At 34.9% G+C, this 25,810-nt stretch carries 23 protein-coding genes; 6 read left to right on the top strand and 17 right to left on the bottom strand.

Features of this window, described 5'->3' with window-relative positions:
- Positions 1-4: 4 nt before the first annotated feature.
- On the top strand, positions 5-1,396 hold the full coding sequence (locus tag AC1Q8L_RS26425) for a sensor histidine kinase (protein ID WP_000822579.1): 1,392 nt from the start codon (positions 5-7) through the stop codon (positions 1,394-1,396).
- 13 nt (positions 1,397-1,409) lie between these two features.
- On the opposite strand, the gene AC1Q8L_RS26420 is transcribed toward AC1Q8L_RS26425, so the two are convergent.
- On the bottom strand, positions 1,410-1,931 hold the full coding sequence (locus tag AC1Q8L_RS26420; protein WP_000085797.1) for a dihydrofolate reductase family protein: 522 nt from the start codon (positions 1,929-1,931) through the stop codon (positions 1,410-1,412).
- Between the two features lie 64 nt (positions 1,932-1,995).
- Here AC1Q8L_RS26420 and AC1Q8L_RS26415 point away from each other — a divergent pair, with 64 nt between their 5' ends.
- A complete protein-coding gene (locus tag AC1Q8L_RS26415; protein WP_171004495.1) occupies positions 1,996-2,991 on the top strand; it encodes a helix-turn-helix transcriptional regulator in 996 nt (331 codons plus the stop codon).
- A gap of 28 nt (positions 2,992-3,019) precedes the next feature.
- Here AC1Q8L_RS26415 and AC1Q8L_RS26410 read toward each other — a convergent pair whose 3' ends face one another.
- From AC1Q8L_RS26410 to AC1Q8L_RS26360, 11 genes are all read right to left on the bottom strand, one after another.
- Complete coding sequence (locus AC1Q8L_RS26410) at positions 3,020-4,456, bottom strand: DUF4367 domain-containing protein (protein WP_000185139.1); 1,437 nt, start codon at positions 4,454-4,456, stop codon at positions 3,020-3,022.
- Positions 4,422-4,979 (bottom strand): RNA polymerase sigma factor, encoded by a 558-nt coding sequence (locus AC1Q8L_RS26405; protein ID WP_000869256.1) that lies wholly within the window; start codon positions 4,977-4,979, stop codon positions 4,422-4,424. The genes AC1Q8L_RS26410 and AC1Q8L_RS26405 overlap by 35 nt, the downstream gene beginning before the upstream one ends.
- A gap of 180 nt (positions 4,980-5,159) precedes the next feature.
- Positions 5,160-5,594, bottom strand: coding sequence for an HIT family protein (locus tag AC1Q8L_RS26400; RefSeq protein WP_000340517.1), 435 nt, complete (start codon positions 5,592-5,594; stop codon positions 5,160-5,162).
- A 63-nt stretch (positions 5,595-5,657) separates the two neighbouring features.
- On the bottom strand, positions 5,658-6,035 hold the full coding sequence (locus AC1Q8L_RS26395) for an OsmC family protein (RefSeq protein ID WP_000778854.1): 378 nt from the start codon (positions 6,033-6,035) through the stop codon (positions 5,658-5,660).
- Complete coding sequence (locus tag AC1Q8L_RS26390; RefSeq protein WP_001187093.1) at positions 6,010-7,440, bottom strand: amino acid permease; 1,431 nt, start codon at positions 7,438-7,440, stop codon at positions 6,010-6,012. Before AC1Q8L_RS26390 ends, AC1Q8L_RS26395 begins: the two co-directional genes overlap by 26 nt.
- Positions 7,441-7,643: 203 nt before the next feature.
- Positions 7,644-8,288, bottom strand: coding sequence for an amino acid ABC transporter permease (locus tag AC1Q8L_RS26385; RefSeq protein ID WP_000345981.1), 645 nt, complete (start codon positions 8,286-8,288; stop codon positions 7,644-7,646).
- On the bottom strand, positions 8,289-8,945 hold the full coding sequence (locus tag AC1Q8L_RS26380) for an amino acid ABC transporter permease (protein ID WP_001112667.1): 657 nt from the start codon (positions 8,943-8,945) through the stop codon (positions 8,289-8,291).
- Between the two features lie 62 nt (positions 8,946-9,007).
- The gene (glnH, locus tag AC1Q8L_RS26375; RefSeq protein ID WP_000916491.1) at positions 9,008-9,838 is read right to left on the bottom strand and encodes a glutamine ABC transporter substrate-binding protein GlnH; all 831 of its coding nucleotides are present in this window, start codon (positions 9,836-9,838) and stop codon (positions 9,008-9,010) included.
- Positions 9,839-9,850: 12 nt separating this feature from the next.
- Positions 9,851-10,705 (bottom strand): amino acid ABC transporter ATP-binding protein, encoded by an 855-nt coding sequence (locus tag AC1Q8L_RS26370; RefSeq protein WP_307839161.1) that lies wholly within the window; start codon positions 10,703-10,705, stop codon positions 9,851-9,853.
- A gap of 10 nt (positions 10,706-10,715) precedes the next feature.
- Positions 10,716-12,176, bottom strand: coding sequence for an alanine/glycine:cation symporter family protein (locus tag AC1Q8L_RS26365; protein WP_000387158.1), 1,461 nt, complete (start codon positions 12,174-12,176; stop codon positions 10,716-10,718).
- A 159-nt stretch (positions 12,177-12,335) separates the two neighbouring features.
- Positions 12,336-13,307, bottom strand: a complete 972-nt coding sequence (locus AC1Q8L_RS26360; protein WP_000401646.1) for a phosphotransferase enzyme family protein — start codon at positions 13,305-13,307, stop codon at positions 12,336-12,338.
- Positions 13,308-13,497: 190 nt separating this feature from the next.
- Here AC1Q8L_RS26360 and gerKA point away from each other — a divergent pair, with 190 nt between their 5' ends.
- From gerKA to AC1Q8L_RS26345, 3 genes are read left to right on the top strand one after another with little or no spacing between them, the layout of a single operon-like run.
- Positions 13,498-15,000, top strand: a complete 1,503-nt coding sequence (gene gerKA / locus AC1Q8L_RS26355; protein WP_492339516.1) for a spore germination protein GerKA — start codon at positions 13,498-13,500, stop codon at positions 14,998-15,000.
- A complete protein-coding gene (locus AC1Q8L_RS26350) occupies positions 14,981-16,087 on the top strand; it encodes a GerAB/ArcD/ProY family transporter (RefSeq protein WP_000185797.1) in 1,107 nt (368 codons plus the stop codon). The genes gerKA and AC1Q8L_RS26350 overlap by 20 nt, the downstream gene beginning before the upstream one ends.
- Positions 16,068-17,192: a Ger(x)C family spore germination protein gene (locus tag AC1Q8L_RS26345; protein WP_000474045.1), complete on the top strand. Its 1,125-nt coding sequence runs from the start codon at positions 16,068-16,070 to the stop codon at positions 17,190-17,192. The genes AC1Q8L_RS26350 and AC1Q8L_RS26345 overlap by 20 nt, the downstream gene beginning before the upstream one ends.
- Before the next feature lie 33 nt (positions 17,193-17,225).
- Here AC1Q8L_RS26345 and treC read toward each other — a convergent pair whose 3' ends face one another.
- The 3 genes from treC to treR all read right to left on the bottom strand — a co-directional run bounded on the left by treC (position 17,226) and on the right by treR (position 21,181).
- The gene (gene treC / locus AC1Q8L_RS26340; protein WP_000656151.1) at positions 17,226-18,887 is read right to left on the bottom strand and encodes an alpha,alpha-phosphotrehalase; all 1,662 of its coding nucleotides are present in this window, start codon (positions 18,885-18,887) and stop codon (positions 17,226-17,228) included.
- A 13-nt stretch (positions 18,888-18,900) separates the two neighbouring features.
- Positions 18,901-20,328, bottom strand: coding sequence for a PTS system trehalose-specific EIIBC component (treP, locus tag AC1Q8L_RS26335; RefSeq protein ID WP_000513942.1), 1,428 nt, complete (start codon positions 20,326-20,328; stop codon positions 18,901-18,903).
- Positions 20,329-20,470: 142 nt separating this feature from the next.
- Positions 20,471-21,181 (bottom strand): trehalose operon repressor, encoded by a 711-nt coding sequence (gene treR / locus AC1Q8L_RS26330; RefSeq protein ID WP_000987242.1) that lies wholly within the window; start codon positions 21,179-21,181, stop codon positions 20,471-20,473.
- Between the two features lie 449 nt (positions 21,182-21,630).
- Here treR and AC1Q8L_RS26325 point away from each other — a divergent pair, with 449 nt between their 5' ends.
- Positions 21,631-23,028, top strand: coding sequence for an amino acid permease (locus AC1Q8L_RS26325; RefSeq protein WP_000448445.1), 1,398 nt, complete (start codon positions 21,631-21,633; stop codon positions 23,026-23,028).
- Positions 23,029-23,059: 31 nt separating this feature from the next.
- On the opposite strand, the gene AC1Q8L_RS26320 is transcribed toward AC1Q8L_RS26325, so the two are convergent.
- Positions 23,060-24,763: a putative bifunctional diguanylate cyclase/phosphodiesterase gene (locus AC1Q8L_RS26320; protein ID WP_000893346.1), complete on the bottom strand. Its 1,704-nt coding sequence runs from the start codon at positions 24,761-24,763 to the stop codon at positions 23,060-23,062.
- A gap of 480 nt (positions 24,764-25,243) precedes the next feature.
- A complete protein-coding gene (locus tag AC1Q8L_RS26315; RefSeq protein ID WP_001106379.1) occupies positions 25,244-25,597 on the bottom strand; it encodes a hypothetical protein in 354 nt (117 codons plus the stop codon).
- Positions 25,598-25,810 lie beyond the last annotated feature (213 nt).

Here is a 25,810-nt window from a genome sequence, read left to right as displayed (position 1 = left end):
AGCAATGAAGCGAATTTCTATTCAGCTCGGATTTTATTTTTTGATTGTTACACTTTTAATCGAAAGTGTTCTATTTGTCTCGCTTTATTATAGCCTTGTCAACAATAGAGTAAATGAAGAAATGACAGCTTTATTAAAGCGCGGAAATAGTCACAGAGATGTCCTTGAAAAGTATTTTGATAAGCAAACAATCTCCCATGTTGCACTAATGGAATCCGAAGCCGAAACTACTGTTGTTATTACAAATGCAAATAAGGAGGTACTAGCTAAATCCAATGAAATAAATACTACTATAAAAAAGCATATTGAAAAGATGCAAACACGGACAGATCATGACGGAGCAATTATAGAGAATCATTGGAAAACATCTAATTATATATGTACAGTTAGCCCCATTGTAGTGGCTGGAAAAACGGAAGGATACGTATATATGTTTCTCGGGACGGAATCAATCGAGGAAATGGTTAACGGGCTAACAAGACAATTCATTATTGCCGGAGTCATTACGTTTCTACTAACAGCCATCACCATCTTTCTATTATCACGTTTGTTAACAAAACCATTGTTACACATGAAACATGCAACTGAAAAAATGAGTAAAGGCGATTTGTCCGTTTCGTTAACAACTACTCGAAATGATGAAATTGGTGAACTAGCATCATCTATTCAAACGCTCGCAAATGATTTACATTATATGAAAACAGAGCGAAGTGAATTCCTAGCAAGTGTTGCTCACGAATTACGAACACCGTTAACATACGTAAGAGGTTATGCTGACATTGCTTTAAAAGAAAGCACCTCTCCTGAACAACGTTTACGATATTTATCGATTATAAAAGATGAGTCTGATTACATTACAAACTTAGTTCAAGATTTATTTTCACTTGCACAAATGGAACAACATAACTTTTCTATTCAAGTAAAGGAAGTGCATTTACACACCTTCCTTACTCGCATAGCTGAAAAAGTAAACGCCATGTATAAAGAAAGATACATTAAAGTTTCTTTCTCTTGTTCTCCTACACTGCTAGTAAACTTAGATGAACAGCGATTTGAACAAGTTATAGTAAACATTTTAAATAACGCTTATAGACATTCAAAAGAACATTCTCATATAAACATTTCTATTACAGAAGAACATAAACGTATCTCCATTACAATTGAAGATGAAGGCGAAGGTATCCCGCCTGAAGACCTCCCTCACATTTTCGACCGCTTTTATCGTGTTGATAAAGCTAGATCACGAGCTACAGGTGGAACTGGTTTAGGACTATCTATCGTGAAGGAAATTGTAGAGCTACACGGCGGAAATATTACAGTAACGAGTGAAGTCAATCACGGGTCTTGCTTTATAATTTCATTACCATCTATAAAGAAACACGACTATCATCAGTAGTCGTGTTTCTTTATCATCTTACTTTATAATATAAATTTACAAATTGCCCAAAACGTTTCGTATCCGTTAAAGTTAAATTAATTTCTGGATTCTTTTCTTTAAATAATGGAACACCCGAGCCTAATATATGCGGTGTAATCGTAACAATATATTCATCAATTAGATTATTTTTAAAGAATTCTCTCAGTAGCTCTCCTCCACCAACCATCCATATTTTAGATCCTTCTTGTACTTTTAACCTTTTTGTAAACTCCACTACATCTTCATTTACAAACTCTACATGTCCGTTCGTGCCTTTTTCTGAATTAGAAAACACATAACATTTTTTATCTAAATACGGGAATGTCTCTGTATGCTCTACTACATAATCGTACGTTCTCTTTCCCATTATTATTGTATCAATTGTTTCATACATTTCTGTATAACCGTTATCTCCCTCTCCTTCCGTTTCCATTAACCACTCTAAATCATCATTTTCTTTCGCAATATACCCATCTAAGCTCGCCGCTATAAATAAAACTATTTCACGTGACATATCTTTTCCTCCTTGCATCTCATCTTGATAACATATGATGTAAACAATATACTAACAATAAAACATGACAATTTATGTCATGTTAAAAAGAAAAAAGGTGATACATTTGTCAAAAGCTAAACGCTTATTAGATATTCTTATATTTGCTTCTGCAAAAAAAGCATTTACAGCTCAAGAAATAGCCGATGAATTTAATATTTCCGTTCGTACTGTCCATAGATATATTTTAGATTTAAGTGATATGGGATTACCCATTTACGCTGAACAAGGTCGCAACGGAGGATATAAAGTATTAACAACTAGGGTCATTCCACCTATCTTATTTACCGAAGAAGAAGCAGTCTCCATCTTTTTTGCCTTTCAATCTTTAAGCTACTACAGAGACTTACCTTTTAATACAGAAATCAATTCTGTCACTCATAAACTATATAGCTCTCTACAACATGAGGCGAAAGTGAAAGTTGATAAAATACGTTCTTATATCGCCTTTTGGAATCCGAAGAGAACAATTGAGACCCCACTTTTAAACGAAGTGTTAACAGCGGCTATTGAAAATAAAAATTTACACTTTCAATACGAATCTAAATCAGGGATAAAAACAAAACATGTTCATCCGATTGGTGTATATGCTCACGACGGGTTATGGTACTTACCGTCCTATGACTTCGGTAGAAAAAAAGTATTACTGTATCGCGTTGATCGTATTCTCTCAATATTATCGATGGAAGAAAATACAGATACATTCATGAATTTAGAAGAGTGGTTTGCCTCTAACTCTAACGTAGTACACAATCCTACTCAGTTACATGTTTTACTGACAACAGAAGGCGTACGCCAATGTAAAAGCGTTCCTTATCTTGAGGAATTCGTTATAGTAAACGAGGATGGGACAGGATATATAAATTCAACAATTGATAAAGGTGAGATTAACTTTATTACTCCTTTATTTTATAGACTTGGAAAAGATGCAAAAGTTTTAGAACCGAAAGAATTGATAGATGGTTTACGTATACGTGCGAAAGAAGTTTTACATATGTATGAAGACGAAAAAAGCTGCTAAATATAAGCAGCTTTTTGTGTATTTGTTCCTATTGTTTTGACTGTTGACGAATATCAATCCACCAACGATATGACGCATTCATATTTTCAGTACTTCCATTCCCTCTGTAATGGAAAGCATCCAAAAAGATTGAATCTAGTTTATCTTCATCTACAAAGTAACCTAAGTTAACTTTTACCGTTTCTCCTGGTCGGATACTGCCAATATTGTAGAAGCTTTTCCCATCTCCGTGAGGCTCTAAATAATCAACTTCTCCCGTCATAATACGCGTTGCATCCATTCCCTCTTCTTTAGCGTATTTCCATGCATTCCCTTCAAATTTAAGCTGCTTTATGGATGGATGCATATAGATTTCTTCTGTTGCCTGTTTACCAATATTTCTCACTGTTGTTGTCAAGTAGACAAATTTAACATTAACTAATTGCGAATCTACTAATGTATCAATTGAATCTTTACCATTCCCTAATTTATATACATCCCGTCTGTACGATAGCAGTTTTCCCGTCTGATCTAAAGCCTTCTTCTTGCTTAATATCCCTAGGCCAAGTTCATTAAAGTTCTCTTGTTTAAAATCTTTAATCGAATCAAAAACTTCAACTTTTTCTATCACATATTCAATTTGGCTGTTATCCATAGATATCGTTACTGGAACCTTTTGCCCTATATGAAATAGTCGTTTGCTATCTTTTTTCAAAGGAATCACTTTAGATTTTTTAGGTTCATCTGCTTGGCTAAAATACTTTTTATCATAATTTGATATATGTGATGCCTTTTCTTTTGACGTGGGCTCAAGTGAAATATTCCCTAAGACATCTATCATTTGTTCTTCATTTATATCTGATCCAATAAAACTTTCTAACATAATCCCTTCTTTCTCAAAAAAGAGAAAGACCTTCCTATCAAACATTACATTGTTGTTTCCAGTTTCTTTATGAACAATTACTGCTTTCTTGCCACCTATCTCTTTTTCTTCGTAGCTTTTTGAATATAAAGTTTGAAAGTCCGCATTTTCCCCTACTCTCCAAAGACTAAATGAAAAGCCTCCATTTGCGTCGTTATCTTTAAATGAATATTTCATAGCAGAGTCATCAATTGCTTCCATATTTTCTGGTAATTTATCAATTTTCAGCTTATACCACTTATCAGCCTTTTTCGTGTCCTTATTTGTTACCGACACATTTACTTCATAATTTTGTTTTTGAACAATCATATTATAGACTTTTACTGCACCAAAAACGGTTGTCGGCATACCAATCAATAAGCAGGCAGCAGCGATTAACATACGATGTCTTTTACTCTTTTTCTGTGGTCGCTCGCCCTTCAGCTTCATTTCCTCCATAAACAGTTTCTTTTTGCGCGTATATGTATGTGAAAATTCATGTTGTTCTTCGGATCTATCAAAATCATCTAAAGCAATTTTTTCAGCAAGTTCATATATTTCTTTGGAGTTCTTTGAATTCGTCATGTTGTATACCTCCTATCATATTTTGGACTCGTTTTCGAGCGCGTTCAAACTGCTTGCGGACATTAGCCTCCGTAATCCCCATTACACTTGAAATTTCTTGATACGTTAAGTTATAGAAGACTTTGTACTTAAACACCTGTCTGTTAGATTCATTTAACTCTTTTAGCAATGTATCAATTTGAACCTCAGACATTTTACGTTTTTCCCACTCTTCAATATTTTCATCTACTGCTTCTATTGATTCTCTTTCATATTCTTCTAAAAATGTTTCATGTCGTTTATTTTTCCGGTAACTATCAATCGCCTTGTTTTTCGCGATCCTCAAAATATAGCGTTTAAGCTCTTCAGTGCTCAAGCTATGGAGCTTTTCCAAGTTCTTATAAAGAGTAATAAACGTCTCTTGAACCGCATCTTCAGCCTGTTGAATATTATTTAAAATAGAATAAGCTACATAATAAATTTTTTGTTCATACAACTCATATAGCTCTTCCATCTTTTCATAATCTTTGTTTGTAACTTTCATATAATTCCTCCTCTCACTCTATATAACGAATGAGCACTGTAACTTTGTGACACTGCAAAATCTTTTTATAGATAAAATTTAATAATAGAATAAACAAAAGCCCAATTTCTCTATTGTAACTGAGAAATTGGGCTTTTTAATATTAGAATTTTCCTGACTGTATCTCTAAGAAAAATTCTTTTACACCTTTTCAATATACAGTATTTGCTCTATCGCTTCTTTTAACAAATTCTTTGTCTCTTCAAAGTTATGATTCTTCTTTTCCTCCGGTTGCACCGTATAAAACTCAGCAAACGAACGCTCTTTATATCTTGGTACGACATGCATATGGTAATGTGTTAACTCGTTAAATACTCCACCATTTTGACAAACTGTAATTCCATCTGGTTTATATAATGCCTTAATCGCTTTTGCAATCAGCTTAGAAGCATCCATAATTGATCTTGCTACAACGTCATCTAATTCGTCTACTTCTACAACATGCTGCTTTGGCACAATTAAAGTATGTCCTGGGTAGAAAGGCGCATGATCTAAAAAGCAAGTTACATAATCATCTTCATATACTTTATATATTTTTTCCTCTTCGTTTGCTAATTTACAACCTAAACAGTCCACTACACTTTCCCCTCTTTCTAAAAACATAAAAACGTGAGAATACGGCTCTCACGTTTTTATGTTTCATTTTATTAGTTCAATTGTTTCCGTAACCTTTATACTATCTTTTACAGATTGAACAATCGTACAATTTTTCACTGCAAGCTGCAATGCTTTGTCCAACTGCTCTTCTGTAATGTTTTCCGCTTTAATTTTATATTGCAAATGAACACTTTCAACTGGTTTGGATAAAGCTTCACTTCTACCAATTTCAGTTTCGATCGTAAACGTATCGTATGTAATACGTTTCTTTTCTAAAATTGTTCGAAAGACAATTGCACTACATCCTGCGATAGAAGAAACGAGTAATTGTAACGGTGAATACCCGTTTTCTTTTCCAATCGCTAATTGAGCGTACGATAAATCTGCCTTTATATCATCGTGTTTGATTGTTAGTTTCATTTGTTTTGTCCATCTCCACTTTCATCGGTTTCTGCTGTTTCTTACTCATATAATAATAATATATATAGCAGAAAATGATAAATGGAATACCGCAGTATAACGCCATTCTTTGTTCAGGAATAAACGCTAAACTAATAACAACGATGCTATTTGTAATTAAAGCTAAAATTGGAACAATCGGATATAGTGGTGTTCTATACTTTAAGTCCTCTAACTTTCCTCCGCCTTTTATATACTGACTTCTAAAGCGAAGTTGCGATAGAGCAATAATGATCCAACTTGAAACAGCCGATAAACCAGCTATCGATAATAAGTACATGTATACTGTATCTTCTGCAAGGAAACTTGTGAATAGGGATAATCCAGCTACCGCAATCGTTACGACTAGCGCTGTAATTGGAATACCACGTTTATTTACTTTCTTGAAAGAAGTTGGTGCCATTCCTTCATTTGCAAGTGACCATAATATACGTGTCGCTGCATATAATCCAGAGTTCGCTACAGATAATAACGCAGTAATAATAACGAAGTTCATAATATCAGCTGCATATGGAATACCGATTTTATCAAATACAACTACGAATGGACTTTCAATTACGCCTGCTTCCTTCCAAGAAATTAATCCTACTAAAATTGTCATTGTTAAAATGAAGAATAACATAATACGCCATACTGTATTACGGATCGCACGTGGAATTGTTTTTTCTGGATTTTCACTTTCTCCCGCTGCAATTCCGATTAACTCTGTTCCTTGGAACGAGAAGTTAACTGTAATCATTGTAAGTAATACGGCAGCTAGTCCATTCGGGAAAAGTCCACCATCGCTTACAAAGTTAGAGAAAAGAGGTGCTGCTTCTTTTCCGTCATATGATATAAATCCTAATAATGCACTACCACCAAGAACAACAAATGCAAGGATTGTAATTACTTTAATACTAGAAAACCAAAATTCTAATTCAGCGTAGCTTTTCGCTGAGATAGCATTTGACGCATATAGAATAACGCCGAATACAAGGCACCATACCCAAACATCAACATTTGGAAACCATCTTTTCATCATTAAACCGATTGACGTTAATTCTAGTCCTACTGTTACTGCCCAGCCAAGCCAGTATAGCCAGCCGATCATAAAGCCCGTTCCTGGTCCAATAAACTTCGTCGCATACTTTTGGAAAGAACCTGAAACTGGCATTGCTACCGTTAACTCTCCAAGACAAAGCATTGTTAAATACATAATAAATCCGCCTACTAAATATGAAAGGATGGCCCCCCCTGGTCCAGCCTGATTAATAGTGTAACCTGAACCTAAGAAAAAACCAGTTCCGATTACACCACCAAGTGCGATCATAAATAAATGTCTACTCTTCATCGTACGATGTAATTTCTCATTCGTTGGTTGCTGCATCTAAATCCTCCCCCTACCATACCCCTATGTCTTGTTAAAATTTTCTGATAATAAAAATATACACGAAAGCGATTACATTTTCTATATAAAATTAAAACTTTTCTGATAAAATAATATAAAAAATCTAATTATTGCAAGATTTAGATTCTATTTAGAGGAAAATAAGGATAAACAAGGAAAAACCCTTACATATATTGTAAGAGTCAACGAAGTTCTAACCTTCTCGATAAAATTGATAAACTATAATTTACGATAAAATACATACAAGCTACTACTATAAACGTTGGAATCATATAATTTACATTCTGCCCGCTAATAATTTGAGCATTATGCATAAGCTCTGGGAGTGATATAACAACCGCTAGCGACGTATCCTTCAGCAATGAAATAAACTGACTGACAAGCGGCGGGACCATTCTCCTTAATGCTTGTGGCAAAATAATATGCCAAAGCGCTTGCACATACGTTAATCCTGAAGATCTTGCGGCCTCAATCTGTCCTTTTTCAATAGATAACAGACCACTTCGAACAATTTCAGATATCATTGCTGCCTCAAATATTGTTAAAGCAACAATTGCAGCTGTTATAATTTCTAATTTCAAGCCTGCTTCTGGAAGTGCAAAATACGTGAAAAATATAATTAACAGTAGTGGTAAGTTTCGAATCACTTCAACGATAATTCCTAATACTTGTGAGACGACAGGTATTTTCGTGTAGCGCAATATACCGATTACACTTCCAATAATAAAACTAAGTACAATTGCTACGAGCGCTACCTCTAATGTAATGAGCAATCCTTTTAATAAAAAGAGGATATGATCACCTGTTATAGCTCCCTTAAAATCCATTTACACCGCCTCCTTTGCTAAGCGTTTTTCTAAATAACGCACTAGCATACTGAGCGGAATTGTTAATATTAAATAAAACATCCCGACAAATATATAAACATCAAACGTAACAAACGTCTTCGTTGAAATTAAATCTCCTTGATACATTAAATCAGCACCAGCAATAATTCCAAGTATTGAGGAGTTTTTAACTAAATTGAGAAACTGGTTTCCTAAAGGGGGAATTACAATTTTCACTGCTTGGGGTAAGACAACATAATACATCGCCTGCACATACGTTAGCCCTGAAGAGCGAGCAGCTTCCATCTGCCCTTTCGCAACTGATAAAATACCAGCGCGAATTACTTCTGCAATAAAAGCTGCCGTATATACCGTAAGCGTAACTGTTCCTGCTACAAAACCATTTAAAGTAATTCCTATTACAGGTAAAGCAAAATAAAATATAAATGCAATTAATACGAGTGGAATATTTCTTACAAACTCCACAAAAGCTGATCCTATCCAATTTAAAATACGAATAGGTGCAATACGCATTACTGCCAAAATTACTCCTAAAATAAAACTACCTATCAATGCAATTACACTAGACATAACTGTATATTTAAACCCTTCTAAATACATATCAATGTTATTCGTTAATATAGAAAAATCAGGCACATATTCTCCCCTCTTTCTTTACAAGAAGAGGATGAGTACTCTCATCCTCTCACTTTTACTATCTACTTTTCTGGTTTTTGTCCAATCCATTTCTCATATAATTTGTCATACTCTCCGCTTGCTTTCATGTCTTTAATTAAAGTATTAATCTCTTTCGTTAAATCATCTGCCCCTTTTTGCACTGCAATTCCATACGGTTCATCTGTGAAAATTTTTCCTACTACTTCATAATTAGAATCTTGTTTTGCCATTCCGTAAAGGATCGCATTATCTGTCGTTAACACATCACCTTTACCTGCCTTTAACGCTGTAAATGCCTCACTATAATTTTCAAACTCTAATACAGTCGCTTCTGGTGACTTTTGACGAATGTTATTTGTAGATGTTGACCCTTTTACAGCTAATACTTTAACGCCTTGTTTTATATCATCGACGCTCTTAATATTGCTTCCTTTTTTCACAAGTAACGATTGTCCTGCTTTAAAATATACATCTGAAAAATCCACTTCTTTTTTGCGTTCTTCCGTAATTGTCATTGTTGCAATAATTGCATCAATATCACCATTTTTCAGCATTGGAATACGTGTTTTAGACGTTACTTCTTTCAGCTCCAGCTTCTTTTCATCTCCGAGAATCTTTTTCGCAAGTGCCTTCGCGACATCAACATCGAATCCTTCTACCTGCCCTGTTGAAGGATTTTTTAATCCAAATAAATTCGTATCATTCTTCACCCCAACTACTAATTTCCCTCGTTTCTTAATTTGCTCAACAGCCCCGCCTTGCTTCGTATTTGTTTCCTTTGCCTCATCTTTTTTACTTCCGCATCCAGCAACAACAAGCACGAATAAACATGAAAATACGATTAAAGTAAATAACTTTTTCATTTTAAGCATGAAATTCCTCCTCTAATGATTTAGCACCCGACTTAAAAATAAACGAGCTCTTTCTTGTTCAGGATTTGCAAAAAATTGTGCCGGTGTTGTATCTTCAATAATTTGACCATCATCCATAAATAAAATCCGATCTGCTACCTCTCTAGCAAATCCCATCTCATGTGTAACGACAACCATCGTCATCCCTTCTTTAGCCAGCGCCTTCATAACATCAAGTACCTCTCCAATCATCTCTGGATCAAGAGCAGACGTAGGCTCATCAAACAGCATAATTTCCGGCTGCATCGCAAGTCCTCTAGCAATTGCTACCCTTTGCTGTTGTCCTCCGGATAATTGATGCGGATATACATTAGCCTTCTCTGGGATTCCTACTTTCTCTAAATAAAGCATTGCTGTTTTCTCTGCTTCTTCTTTGGAAACTTTATTTACTTTAATCGGTGCTAATGTAATATTTTGCAGAACTGTTTTATGTGGGTATAAATAAAAATGTTGAAAGACCATCCCAATATTTCGCCGCAATTCATTCATGTCCGTTTTTTTATTGTGTACCTCTGTATTTTGTACAATTAATTCTCCATCTGTAATTGCCTCTAATTGATTTATACATCGAAGCAATGTACTTTTTCCTGATCCTGAAGGCCCGACAACTACTACTACTTCGCCTTTTTTCACTTGCACATTAATATTTTTCAAAACTTGAAAGTTACCATAATATTTATTTACATTACGAAATTCTATCAACATACTCCCCCCTTCCCCTAACAACGCATGTACATTCTTTTTATATTCAAAAATAGTCCCAAAAATAACTTTTAGCTTCAATTTGTCCATAAAAAAAAGCAAAGGGTTTCCCCTTTGCTTCTTCATTTCTATTCTATTAAGATACTTCTTCTTTCTTATCTTTCCCGTATTCATGCTCCCAAAAATCAGCATTTTTAATTCCTAATGGCCCTGGATCGAATACTGGATCTTTTCCTTCTTTTTTCTGTTTTTCATAATCCTTTAATGCGACTAATGCAGGTTTTTGTAATAGTAAAATCGCAATGATATTTACCCATGCCATAATTCCTACCCCAATGTCGCCTAAAGCCCAAGCCGTTGCTGCTGTTTTTATACAGCCATAGAATACTGCTCCTAAAAATACAAACTTTAGTATCATGGACAGCCAAGGACGATCCTTATCACGATTTAAGTACGCTATATTCGTTTCTGCAATGTAGTAATACGCCATAATTGTTGTAAACGCGAAGAATAATAGCGAGATTGCAACGAAACCGTTTCCAAATCCAGGGAAAACAGATTCTACCGCTGCCTGTGTATATCCTGGTCCTGGCTGAGCACCATTTAATTTATTAACGATAAAGTTTTTTCCGCTTGCATCAAATACGTTATACATGCCTGTAATAATCATCATAAATGCTGTTGCTGAACAAACAAATAATGTATCAATGTAAACGGAAAATGCTTGCACTAAACCTTGTTTAGCTGGATGTGATACTTCAGCTGCTGCTGCTGCATGTGGCCCAGTTCCTTGCCCTGCTTCATTAGAATAAATACCACGTTTTACTCCCCAAGAAATTGCTAAACCGATAATACCACCAAATGCAGCTTCTAATGCAAATGCACTTCTTATAATTAACATAAATGCTTCTGGCAATTTTTCAATATTCATAGCAACAATGACGCAAGCTACTAAAATATAGCCTATTGCCATAAACGGTACGACAACTTGTGCTACGTTAACAATCCGCTTTACTCCACCGAAAATGATAAGAGCTAATACGACAACTAATATAGCCCCTGATACGGTAGTATTAATACCAAAAGCTGTTTCTAAACTTACAGCAATACTATTTGCTTGTACACCTGGTAATAAAAGTCCTGTTGCAAGAATTGTCGCTGCAACGAATACTAAAGCATACCATTTAACTCCTAGACCTTTTTCGATGTAGTAAGCAGGCCCACCACGAAACTGCCCTTGATGTTTCGTCTTATATATTTGCGCGAGTGTTGATTCTACATAAGCTGATCCTGCCCCTAAAAAGGCTACTGCCCACATCCAAAATACAGCTCCTGGTCCACCGAATGCAACCGCTGTTGCTACTCCAGCAATATTTCCTGTTCCAACGCGTCCTGATAATGAAAGTGCTAACGCTTGGAATGAAGAAACACCAGCTTCTGATTTTTCTCCTTGAAATGTTAGCTTCACCATTTCTCCTACGTGCCTTACTTGTAAAAACTTCGTTCGAATGGAAAAATATAAACCTACTCCTAAACATAAATAAACAAGTGCTGGACTCCAAACAATATTATTTAACCAATTTACGAAAGCTTCCAACATTCCCCCTCCTTCTTTATAAAGAATATTCAGAATATATATAAAATTATAAGTGTATACCGAATCCAGGACAATATTATTTTAATAAAGTAAACATATTTTTGTATAAAAAAACAAAGTATATATTTGTTTTATATACTTTGTTTTGAACTAAATGTATTATATATTCACAATTGCTTCTCTTTTAATAATTCTTTCGTATAGCTCTTCTGATAATTTCAAGAAGTTATCAGGCATATCTTTCCCTTTAAACTTCTTCTGAAGCGTTCCATATAAACCTATATCACGTAAACGTAAAAATAGTGGTATCGATTCATACCAACTATCCGCCAGCCTGTGCTCATACTCATATCCTTTTCGTAACACTTGTAACTGTTTACGAGCAAAATCTGTCTTCTCTTCTGCTGTCCACGGTGTAAATAGAACAGAGTAGTATAGAACCATCGCTAAATCATGTATAAAGTAATTATAAGCTGCATCGTCAAAATCAAAGATTGTAAGCTCTTTTCCATCATAATGGAAATTACCTTGATGGATATCACCGTGCATAAGACCGAACGTTTCTCTTTCAACTGGAAGAGCCTTAATTTCATCCATTAATACCGCTGCAATCTCTTTCACTTGACCATCTTCTAATTCATTAACAATTCCACTTTCGTCTTCTTCCCACGTTTCACGGTAGTCTGTTTTAGGATAATCCATTGTAAGGCGATGCAGTTGCCCAATCGCTTTTCCCCACGCTTCAAAATAAGCATCTCCCCAATAAGGCGATTCTGCTCCTTTTACTGGCTCACCTTTTGCATATGTAAATAAAGAAGCGAAAAAGAAAGTCCCATCCTCTGCTACGATTTCTTCTACGAGATTTCGAGACGTTGAATAAAGAGGTCCTGCTACCTTTGCCCCATTCTCCGCAACATATCGTAAAAAATCTAGTTCAGCCTCTACCTCTTGTTTAGAACGATGAGAAGAATGTGTTAAACGTAATACGTAATCTTCATCATTATCACCCTTCGCCTTAAAAATATAATTCTCAAAATCTCCAAGTGGCTTTTCTTCTACTGTTACATGAAACAAATTCGCTGCTCTTTTTAAAATCTCTTTCGTAAAAACACGTTCTACAGCTATTTCCATATATATCCCTCCTATATATCTTCTTAATTCGACACAAATGTTAGAAGTACTGCTATGAAATTGAATAATGCACAAAAGACAATGTAACGTAACCTTCAATCCTCTTTTTTTTTAAAATAATTCAAGCATAAATTTCTCACAAACAACAAAAATTAACAGAAACAATTGCACTTTAAGAGAGGTGGAAATTATGACAGAGCAAAAAGAACAACAAGAGAGTAAAAACCAAAAGCATATGTTTCCATCACTTCCGGAGAACATTAATTACATTGAAAATAAACTTTCTCATTCTGATGATATAAAAAAATTAGATCTCCCTTTTCAAAACGGAAAAGGAACAATCTTATGTATCGAATCTTTAGCAGATCCAAATCTAATTCATCAGTTAGTCCTTGAGCCATTATTAACGCGATCAGATTTATCTTTAGATAAATCTTTTTCTACGTTAAATATGAAAAAAGAAACGAATTTAAATTATGGGATACAACTTTTATTACAAGGTAAATCCTTATATTTTCATGAACAGGTCGACAGTTTTTGTATTTTCGAAACAGCCTTATCTTTAAAGAGAGATATAGCAGAGCCTGATAATGAAGGAGTTGTGCGCGGTCCACATACTGGTTTTGTAGAGGATCTAGCAACTAATTTAACCTCTATTCGTAAACTCATTAAGAGTCCAAATTTAGTTGTTAAGTATTTTACACTCGGTGAAGAAATGCACACGAAAGTGGCAATTACTTATATGCAAAATATAGCGAATGACGATTTAGTTATAGAAGTGAAAAGAAGATTGGAAACCATTAAAACGGATGCACTTATGCCACCAGGATACATACAAGAATTTATAGAGGATACGTCTTTCTCCCCATTTCCGCAGCAATTAAATACAGAGCGTCCAGATAGAACTGTTGCTAATTTAATGGAAGGGCGTGTTGCTATTTTATCTGACGGAGATCCAACAGCACTCATCGTACCGGTTACGTTATTCGCTTTTTATCAATCACCAGATGATTATAATAACCGTTGGATTGTCGGTTCTTTCGTCCGAATGATTCGCTTAGTAAGTTTTTTAATTGCCTTTCTCTTACCAGCTTTATATATTGCAACTGTCGCTTTTCATCCTGATGTGTTACCGCTCGAACTTGTGTATACGATTAAAGCTTCATTAGAGAAAGTACCGCTTCCTCCTATTTTTGAAGCTCTCTTAATGGAGTTAATTTTCGAGTTATTACGAGAAGCTGGTATTCGCTTGCCGAGCCGCGTTGGACAAACAATCGGTATTGTAGGTGGTTTAGTAATTGGGGATGCAATTGTAAAAGCTGGACTCGTTTCTTACACAATGATCATCGTTGTAGCTTTAACTGCAATCTCATCTTTTCTCGTTCCATCAAACGATATGAGTTCAGCAGTTCGGATTCTTCGTTTTCCATTAATGCTCCTTGCTGCCATATTCGGATATGTAGGAATATCATTCGGTCTCATTATAACTTTCGTTCACTTATGTCAGCTTCATTCATTTCATACACCATATCTTTCTCCTGTTGCCCCGATGCGGATTAAAGATATGAAAGATTCTTTCATAAGACTACCAATTTGGTCATTTTGGGAAAGACCACATGATCCAAAACCGAAAAAAATGCAGCGCCAACCTGTAACGAGAGAGGATGAGGACGGTGACAAACACGCAAAGTAAAATTTCACTTGTTCAATTTACCTTTTTCGTTATTCAATGCCAAATTGGGGTCGGTATACTATCTCTACCTAACCGGCTTCATCCGATAGCAAAAGGTGGTGGTTGGATTTCTGCGCTCATCGCGGGGCTTGCCATTCAACTTATTATTTTACTTATGTGGCTTTTCTTAAAACGATTTCCTGATGCAGATATGTATAAAAGTGTTTGTATGCTATTTGGTAATAAGTTAGGAAAACTATTGGGCTTTTCTTATGTTTTTTATTTTACCCTTATCGGTATGACGGTTATGTTGAATGCTTGTAACGTCATTAAAGTATGGGTTTTACACGCAACTCCGTGGTCTGCAATTCTCATATTATGTACAGTAGCTTGTTGTTATGTAGCTTATAACACATTTAAAGTCATCGTACGATTTTATGTCATGGCCTCTATTCTCATTATTCCAATGGCCCTTTTAATTGCCCTAGGGCTTTCACGAGCTGATTTCTCTTATATTTTTCCTATTACAGAAGCCGGATGGTGGAATATAATTCAAGCATCCAAGGAAACAATTACAGCCATGTATGGTTTTGAAATTATTCTTATCGCTTTCCCAAAAGTAAATGGGAGTTCTATTGCAAAACTGAAGGCCATTTCTATCGCCAATGGATTTGTAACTCTTTTTTATACTTTTACCGTTTGGATTTGCTTTATCGTATTTAGTCCAAAGCAAATTGAGCTTATTCCAGAGCCAGTTGCTTACTTATTACGCTCCTTGCATATTGGAATTATAGATCGAACGGACCTAATCTTCATCCCAATTTGGATGATAACAGTTGTCGCTTCTATTGCTAGTTATTACTGCGCTGCTTCAATCGGAATTGGACATATATTCAACCTTGCTAATCATAAAAAGGCTGTTCCAATCGTTGGTATTATTGCTTTTAGTGTAGCCTTATTTATAGATACACCTGAAGAATTAAAAGTAATTTCAACTTTCACTGATAAGTTCACCTATATTTTCATAGTTGTCCTTCCTCTTTTATTTCTACTTTATTCTGTGATACGAAATAAGAAAGGAGAACAGTATGTTCAAAAAAAGAGTTAAATTACTTTTAATATTATGTGCTAGTTCCCTCCTTTCTGGCTGTTGGGATCAAGAACCATTAAGGGAGGCAAGTTTAGCTTATAGCGTTGGAGCTGATATTACGGAAGAGAATAAACTCCAGCAAACAATCGAGCTCGTAAAAAGTTCAAGCGGAGAGCAATCTTCATTTGAGAATGAAATATATTCAGCAACCGGGCATAACATAATGGATACAGGCGATGCCCTAAAAAAAAATGTGACTGGGAATATTCGCTATTTTAAATATGGTGTTCAATTACTCGGAACCAAAATTCTAAAAAAGGGTATACTCCCCTATTTAGATGTCAGCTTTCGAGATCCAACAAACCCAACTGCTTTAGTAAAACTTATTGCAGTAGATGGTGAAACATCGGAGATACTCGAAAAAAAGAAAATAGGAAATTTACTAATTGGAGATTTTCTAAAGAAAAAAGTGAAAAGCTTAGAAGATATGAGTGTATTTCCAAAAGAAACTTTAGAAACAGCTGCTACAAAAATGTTAGATCCCGGTAAAGACTTTACCCTTCCTTCTATAAAAATAAAAGGAAAAGAAGTAGTTACAAACGGGTTAGCTTTATTTAACAATGATAAATTAACTGGGCATTTACCTTTGAAACAATCTGTTTTATTCGTGTTATTAACCGGAAAAATGGGAACAAGTGCCCGTATAACCCAAAAACTGACTAGTGATGAATCTGAGAAGACATCTGATTATTTAACAATGGAAATTAGTAATCGAAAATTAAAACGCGACTTAAAAATAACAACAGATAAAAAAGGAAATGTTTATGCTCACATTAAGCTCCAATTAAAAGTTATAGCACTTGAATCTCCAAGAGATAATATGTATACAATGGACGATAGAGAAAAACTAAATAAAGAACTTTCTAAACAACTCACGAAAGAAGCGAAAAAAATAACACGAAAACTACAAAAAGCAAATTGTGATGCTTTCGGTATTGGAAGACATCTTATCGCTTATCATCCTAACTTATGGAAGAAAAAAAATTGGAATAAAGATTATGCAAAAGTAAAATTCAAACCTGAAGTAGAAGTAAGCATTTTGTATAGTGGTGTCTTAAAATAAAAAGGTTGTATGCCGCTCGGGCATACAACCTTTTTATTTCGTATATCGATACACAATTGATTCATATGGTCTTAAGTTAAGTTTTGCAATATCCTTGCTGGCATCTTTATAATTCGAAAGTAGTACTTCTTGTTTCATTCCATCTAACTGAACGTGCGCTGGTACTGAATACGTTATTTCTTCTCCATAGAAGTTATTTATAACAAGTAGTACTTCACTTTCTGTAGTACGAGTATATGCCCAAATTTTAGGATCATTTTTATCCAAAATAGCATATTCTCCTTCTGTAATTACATCATACGTTTTTCTAAGCTCTATTAACTTTTTATAATGATAAAATACGGACTCTTTATCTTCTAATGCTTTCTCTACGTTTATTTCTTTAAAATTTTCAGCCGCTGAAATCCAAGGTGTACTTGTTGTAAAACCACTGTTCATCTCTTCATTCCACTGCATCGGAGTGCGAGAGTTGTCACGAGATTTTTGCTTTAAAATCCCTATAATCTCTTCTTTTGATAGCCCTTCTTTTAGCTTTATATCGTATATATTTAACGATTCTACATCACGATATTGCTCGATGGACTCAAATTTAGGATTCGTCATACCGATTTCTTCCCCTTGATAAATATAAGGCGTTCCTTGCAGCATGTGCATGGCTGTCGCTAACATTTTTGCAGATTCGTTTCGGTACTTTCCATCATCACCAAAGCGTGACACGATGCGAGGCTGGTCATGATTACACCAAAATAACGCATTCCATCCTCCGCCCTTTTGCATTTCAATTTGCCAGTTAGACATAATCTCTTTTAATTTAATAAAATCAAACTCTGCTTTCGTCCACTTATCACCATTCGGATAATCTACTTTTAAATGATGGAAACTAAACGTCATGCTTAATTCATTACGCTCAGGATTAGAATATTTAATACAATTATCAATTGTCGTAGATGACATTTCTCCAACTGTAATGACATCTTTTCCTGCAAAAACATTTCGGTTCATCTCTTGTAAATATTCATGAACACGCGGACCATCTGTATAATACTTGCGTCCATCACTTGTCGCAGTACTACCTTCATCGTTTAAAAAGCATTGGTCTTTTGAAATTAAGTTAATGACATCTAATCGGAATCCTGTTACCCCTTTATCCAGCCAAAAACGCATCATATCATATACTTCTTCACGAAGTTTTTCATTTTCCCAATTTAAATCTGCTTGTGTTTCATCAAATAAATGTAAATAATATTGCTCCGTCTTCTCCTCATATTTCCAAGCAGATCCACCAAACTTAGACTGCCAATTATTTTTTTCATCACGCCAAATATAGTAATTACGATATGGACTATTTTTATCTTCCTTCGCTTCTTTAAACCACTTATGTTCAGTCGAACTATGATTTACAACAATATCAAGCATAATCTCAATGTTACGTACTTTCGCTTCTGCTAAAAGTTCTTCAAACTCTTCCATCGTTCCGTAAGATGGATCAATGCTGTAGTAATCACTTACATCATATCCATTATCATTTTGTGGTGATTGGTATATCGGTGTTAACCATATATAATCCACTCCGAGTTCTTTTAAATAATCTAGTTTCTCTGTAACCCCTTTTATATCACCGGTTTCTCTATTGTAATAACTATTAAAGCTCTTCGGATAAATTTGATAGACTACACTTTTATGCCAATCCTTCATGTTTAACTTCCTCCTACTTCTGTTTGACTCTTTTTGCAAATAACCATGTTAAAGTAAATGGGATTACAACTGCAATAATCATTCCTACAATAAACATTGGAATCGATTTCGGAATGATAGAAATAAATGCTGGCAATCCGCCAATTCCGATAGCAGGTGCTAATACACCATTTAATGTAATGAATATCGCTGCCACAGCAGACCCTATAATCGCTGCATAGAACGGGAACTTATTTCGTAAATTCACACCAAACATCGCTGGTTCTGTAATACCGAAGTATGCTGAAATGGCTGATGTTGATGCCATACTTTTATCATTTTGATTTTTAGAAATCCAGAACATCGCAAGTGCCGCACTACCTTGCGCAATGTTAGAAAGAGCGATCATCGGCCAAATAAATGTACCGCCATGTTGTGCAATCAATTGTAAATCAATTGCAATAAACATATGATGCATACCTGTAATTACAAGGGGTGCATATAACGCTCCAAATAATACTGCTCCAACTACTGGTACTGTTTCATATACACCTACTAATCCTACTGTTAATAAATCTCCAATATGACGTGTAACCGGACCGATAATTCCTAGTGCTAACACACCTGTCACAACGATTGTTGTAATTGGTACAACTAATAATTGAATTGCATTTGGTACATGTTTCTTTAAGAAAATTTCCACTTTACTTAATACAAATGCTGCTACTAAAACAGGTAAAATTTGTCCTTGATATCCTACCTTCTCAATTTGGAATAGTCCTAAAATATTGAAGTACTCAATCTTTTGACCCTCTAAACCAGTCGCTGCTTTTCCATAGTCCCAAGCGTTTAATAAGGCCGGGTGCACAAGCATTAATCCCATAACAATCCCTAGTATTGGACTACCACCAAAACGCTTCGTTGCTGACCACCCGACAAGTGCTGGTAAGAATACGAATGCTGTATTGGCCATCATATTAATTAAATCCCAAAGCCCACCTAAGTTCGGATAAACATCTAATAAATTTTTCCCATCAAAAAATAAGTCCTTTGCCCCTAATAGATTGTTAATACCCATTAGTAAACCAGCCGTTACGATCGCTGGTAATATAGGCATAAATACATCCGAAAATATTTTTACAAACTTTTGAGCTGGATTTAACTTCTGATTTCCAGAGTCTTTTACGTCAGCTACAGTCGATTCTTTCATACCTGCAAGCGTTATCAATTCAGCGTAAACACGATCTACATCCCCTGGACCAATTACAACTTGAAATATACCAGCGTTATGAAACGCTCCTTTCACTAATGAAACAGACTGTAATTTATCATTATCTATTTTACTTTCATCTTTTAAAGCGATACGGAGCCTCGTCACACAATGTGCAGCTTGTTCAATATTGTCTTTCCCACCAATATACTGCAACACTTCCTCTGCTGTTTTACGATAGTCTTTCCCCATATTCCCGTCCCTCTTTTCTTTTTTTGATACCGTTTACAATTACATATTAACTCGTATATATAAGTTAGTCAACACTCGTATATACGAGTTCGTGTTTTTTTTTTATAAAAAAAGAGATGAAACAATATTTTGTTCCACCTCTTTACTTCCTGCGTGCCACATCCGAAAAATGAAAAATATCTAAACGGTGGCGTGATTCTGTATATTCGAACTGACTTCCATCATACAAATGTGTAAAGTTTTTCACAACGACAACATAGTCTGTTCCATTTAAATCTAAATACTTTCTGTCATCCTCTGTACATGGCTGTACTTCTATTACCCTCTGCGAATAACTAATATGTAGCCCAAGCTCTTTCTCGATGTATTTATAAATCGATGCTGTTGCAATTTCTTTCGTTAATCCTGGAATAAATTCAGATACAAAATGATTTATATCTAAAATTACTTTTTCTCCATCAATATTTCGTACACGTTTAATATGGTCAATCTCTGTTTTTTCTTTTACATTTAATAATTTCGCAATTTCTTTTGTGGCTTTTTCTTTGTCCATTTCCACAACTTCCGTAATACAATGACGTCCTAAACGTTCATTTTCTTCTTGGAAACTTACAATACCGCCAAAATTAAATTCAATATTTTTTCGCTTTAAAACAAAAACACCTTTTCCATGAATTTTTTGCACATATCCACGCTCTTGCAGTAAATCTACAGCTTTTCTTACCGTGCCTCGGCTTGCCTCATACTGCTTCATTAATTCTGTTTCTGATGGAATTTTGCATCCCTCTTTTAATTGTTTATTATCAATAGATTTACTGATTTCTGTATAAATTTGTTCATACTTACTCATCATCTACAATAGCCCCTTGTCACCTTCTAATTCTATATGTATTATAACATGCTTCACTCTTCTGCCAATCTCTCACTTATTTTCCAGTACAAGAAAAATATAGGTAAATATTTAATCTTTAAAACGTATTTTTATAAAAATTTTTATATTTTTCTTTTCATTCAAAAAAACATGTAGTATACTAACTTCAAAATCAGAGGAGAAAGGGAGCAAAGAACTATGCTTACTTATACAACAACTGTAGTTACATTTGCACAAAAACATCATCATCATACGTAACCCTTGAAACCTAGCGGAAAAATTACGCGTAGGTACAAGGGTTATTCCCGTTGTACCTACGTTAGGCAAAGAGCCATGTAGGTATTTTTTATCTACATGGCTCTTTTTTTATTGTCAAAAAGCTAGTAAAAAATGATGTTTAAGCAAAACTTACTACAAAGGAGTTAACAAAAATGGAAACGAAAAAATGGGGATTATGGGTTTTAACAGCATTTGTTATCGGGAATATGGTTGGCGGTGGCGTATTTATGCTTCCAGCAAATTTAGCACAAGTATCAGGTCCGATGGGTTCTACACTCGCATGGAGTATTACAGGACTTGGCGTATTTATGATTGCACTTGTATTTGGAAATTTAGCGATTCGGAAACCAGAATTAAAAGCTGGACCACAAAGCTATGCTCAAGCTATGTTTCCTTCAAAAAAAGCTGGTAAAGTTGCAGGATATAGTATGGCATGGGGATATTGGGCTGCTAACTGGGCTGCAACAGCATCTGTTATTATTTCCTTTGCTGGATATTTATCAACATTCTTTCCAGTTTTACAAAGTAAGCAAATTCTTTTTTCAATAAATGGATTTTCACTGGAACTCGGAAAAGGATTAACTTTCCTCGTATGTAGCCTTATGCTGTGGGGAATTCAATATATTCTTTCTCAAAATATTGATCGAGCTGGAAACATGAATCTACTTGCTACCATTGCAAAAATTATCGGATTTACAATGTTTATTGTAATTACATTATTCATTTTCAATGCCTCTAATTTCGGAGACGGTCAAACCTTTATGAATGAAGCAGGACAATCCATCTCGTTAGGGGGACAAATCAATTCAGCTGCTATTGCAACACTCTGGGCATTTATCGGTATTGAATCAGCAGTTATGCTTTCTAATCGTGCAAAATCACAGCGCGATGTAAAAAAAGCTACGATTTTCGGATTAATTATCGCTCTTCTTATTTACATGTCAATTACTTTACTTACAATGGGAGCTCTTCCGCAAGATGCTTTAAAAGAGTCTCAAAAACCATTAGTAGACGCATTAAATTTAGCAATTGGAAATAAAGGCGCATATATCATGGCTTTACTCGCTCTTATATCTTTATTTGGATCTACAGTTGGCTGGATTGTTGTTAGTTCAGAAGTACCTTACCAGGCAGCAAAGAATGGACTTTTCCCTAAGTTTTTCGGGAAAACAAATAAAAAAGGTAGTCCTTCAAAATCATTATTGATTACAAATGTAATGACGCAAATCTTCTTATTTTCAACGATTTCTGGTACTGTTTCAGAAGCGTATAGTTTCGCTATCGTCGTAGCAACATTAGCCTATTTAATTCCATACCTTGTTTCTACTCTGTACCAATTCAAACTGGTTATTACAGGAGAAACGTATGATATAATGCCTGGTTCTCGAATAAAGGACGGAATCATCACTACATTAGCATTTATATACTCAATTTGGGTTATCAAAACAGGAACTGCTGACTTAAAAACGTTCTTCTTAGGAATTGGATTGTTCGTATTAGGTCTTATTCTTTATCCTGTACTAATGAAAGACTCACAAAAAACGGATTAAATAAAGAGAAGCTGCTGGCTTCTCTTTTTTATTAAAAATCTGTAATTAACTTTTCTTTTAGCTCTCCTACAGATAAAGGTTTCGCATAATAAAATCCCTGTACATAATCACAGCTCATTGATTGTAACAAACTCTCTTGCTCTACTGTTTCTACCCCTTCAGCAACTACTGCTAAATTTAAACTATGAGCAATTTCAATAACGGATTTTACAATCGTTCGTTCTGGTTGTGCATGATCATAATGAAATTCACGAATAAAATTACGATCAATTTTTACAATATCCAGTGGTAGTTGTTTTAAATAATATAAGGAAGAATAGCCAGTTCCGAAATCATCCAAAGCAATTAAAACACCCATATTTCTTAATTCTTGTAATGTAGCAATAATATAATCAAAATGGCGAACTGCAATGCTTTCCGTTATTTCTAATATTAAACGGTTCGGAGGAAAACCAGTTCTCTTTAAAATGCTACGTACAGACAAAATAAAACGTTTCTGCATTAATTGTTGTATAGATAAATTCACAGATAACTTTAGTCCTTCTTGATAATTTGGCAAAGTTTTAAACAATCGGCATGACTTTTCTAATACCCAGTCTCCTAGCTTTATAATAAGTCCAGACTCTTCAGCAACAGGGATAAATTCGCTTGGTGAAATAGGTCCGTCTTCTGTCATACAACGTACTAGAGCTTCTATACCAGAATATCTCTTCGTTTTCAAATCAATAATAGGCTGCAATGCTACATCTAACTCTTCATCACGAATTGCCTTTTGCAAAGCAAACTCAACTTTCATTCTACGATTTATTTTCGCGCGTAGCTCATCTGTAAAGAAACACGCAGCGTTTCTCCCCTGTTCTTTTGCACTATACATAGCTAAGTCAGAGTTTTTCAATAAAGTTTCCACATCTTGTCCGTCTTGTGGATAAGAACAAAGTCCTAGACTAGCTGAAATGTATACTTCATGGCCTTCCAGCATAAATGGTGCCTGAAAACATGACAACACAGATGTCGCTAACTGACTCATATCATCTTGTCTATGATTTTTTGTTAACAGCACAAATTCGTCGCCACCTAGCCTAGCCAGAACATCTTTCTCTCCTAGTACATAATGCAACCGTGAAGCAACTTCGCTTAAAAGTAAATCCCCTATCATATGACCTAACGTATCATTTACTAATTTAAAACGGTCCAAATCAAAGTAAATCATACCAAATTCTTTTTTATCTGCAATCAATTTATTAACGGTCGTTATTAATTGTAAACGGTTAGGCAAACTCGTTAAAGCATCATGATAGGCAAGTTCCCTATAACGACTTTCACTTAGCCGCAATCTATGTTCCGCTTCTTTTCTACTACTAATATCATTTCGAATTGCGATAAACTGGTATGGCTCTCCTTTTTCATTTAAAAATGGAACAATTGTTGTTTTGACCCAATAATATGTACCATCTTTTGCTCGATTCCGAATCTCACCTGTCCATACTTTCCCATTCAAAATACGTTTCCATAAGTCTTGAAAAAAGGTTTTTGGATGATGTCCTGAATTTAAAATACGGTGATCTTTTCCAATTAATTCTTCTCTTTTGTATTTAGAGATTTCACAAAATTTATCATTTACATATGTAATAAGACCTTTTCGATCTGTAATTGCAACAATTGAAGACTCATCTAATGCTAACTTTAAATCTCGCAATGAAGAGTCATATAATGCATGACCTCTCTGTTCTAGCATGCGCATCTCTCCTTGCTTCTATCTGACTAAAACACAACCTGTTTCTCTTCATAGAAATAGAGATATTTCATTTTCTAACACTAGCCCATTACATAAATTATCTTTTTAAATAGACCGATTAAAATAACATAATATTATTTGTAATAAAAAGCAATATTATACCGTTCCAATTATAACTAGTAGCTTCTCATCTCCCTAATTATTTCGCGCCTTATTATACTGCAATCCCTTTAAGTGGCTCTATGCAAGCCTTATTTCCAACTAATACCACTCACATCTGATCTCTTTGTTTTTAATAACGAAATAGAAATTAGAACATACTACATAACTATTCACGAATAATAATATAAAACTCTACATCAATGTATATGTTTTTGAATTACAATAACAAAATATTAACATATTTTCACCTTAATTTTGGAAGTATTTTATAAATAAATACCGTATTAAACTAAAAAAGAGGATAGCCTCTTTTTTAGTTTAATACGAATATGGTATTTGCTGATAACCTGGGTATGGCATTGGATACGTTACAGGGTATGGTGATGGATAAGCTACTGGATATGGAGCCGGATAATATCCTCCACTTGTTGCACCTGTTAACGCACCCGCTGTCAGTCCGCCTAACACTCCTCCTGCAAAGCTTCCAGGGAAAAATCCGCCTCCCCATGAACTACCACCACCCCAGCCCCATCCGCCTCCGTGATGATGATGGTGATCATAGTGATTGTGTCCTCCATGGTGATGATGTCCGCCGTTATGATTATGCCCACCATGATTGTGTCCTCCATGATGATTCCGATAGTACAATCCATTATTTTCTATATAATTCATGTTTCTCCGCTCCTTTTCGATTTTTTCATTTTCATATGCGTTAAGAGTGAGATAAAAAATGGGATAGTACACTGTATGTAGGACAAATGCGGAAAGTATAGGTGAAATGTCTATATTTTGTAAAAAAAGCAAAACACCTTATAATAAAGATGTCATATTACATCTTCTATTTAAGAAGTCTATATTGAAAAAAGATTAGGGGAATTATATAGA

The organism is Bacillus sp. GW823-FHT06A11 (assembly GCF_058795355.1).
The sequence above is the reverse complement of the archived record's forward strand: the minus strand, read 5'-3'. Positions and strand labels throughout refer to the sequence as shown.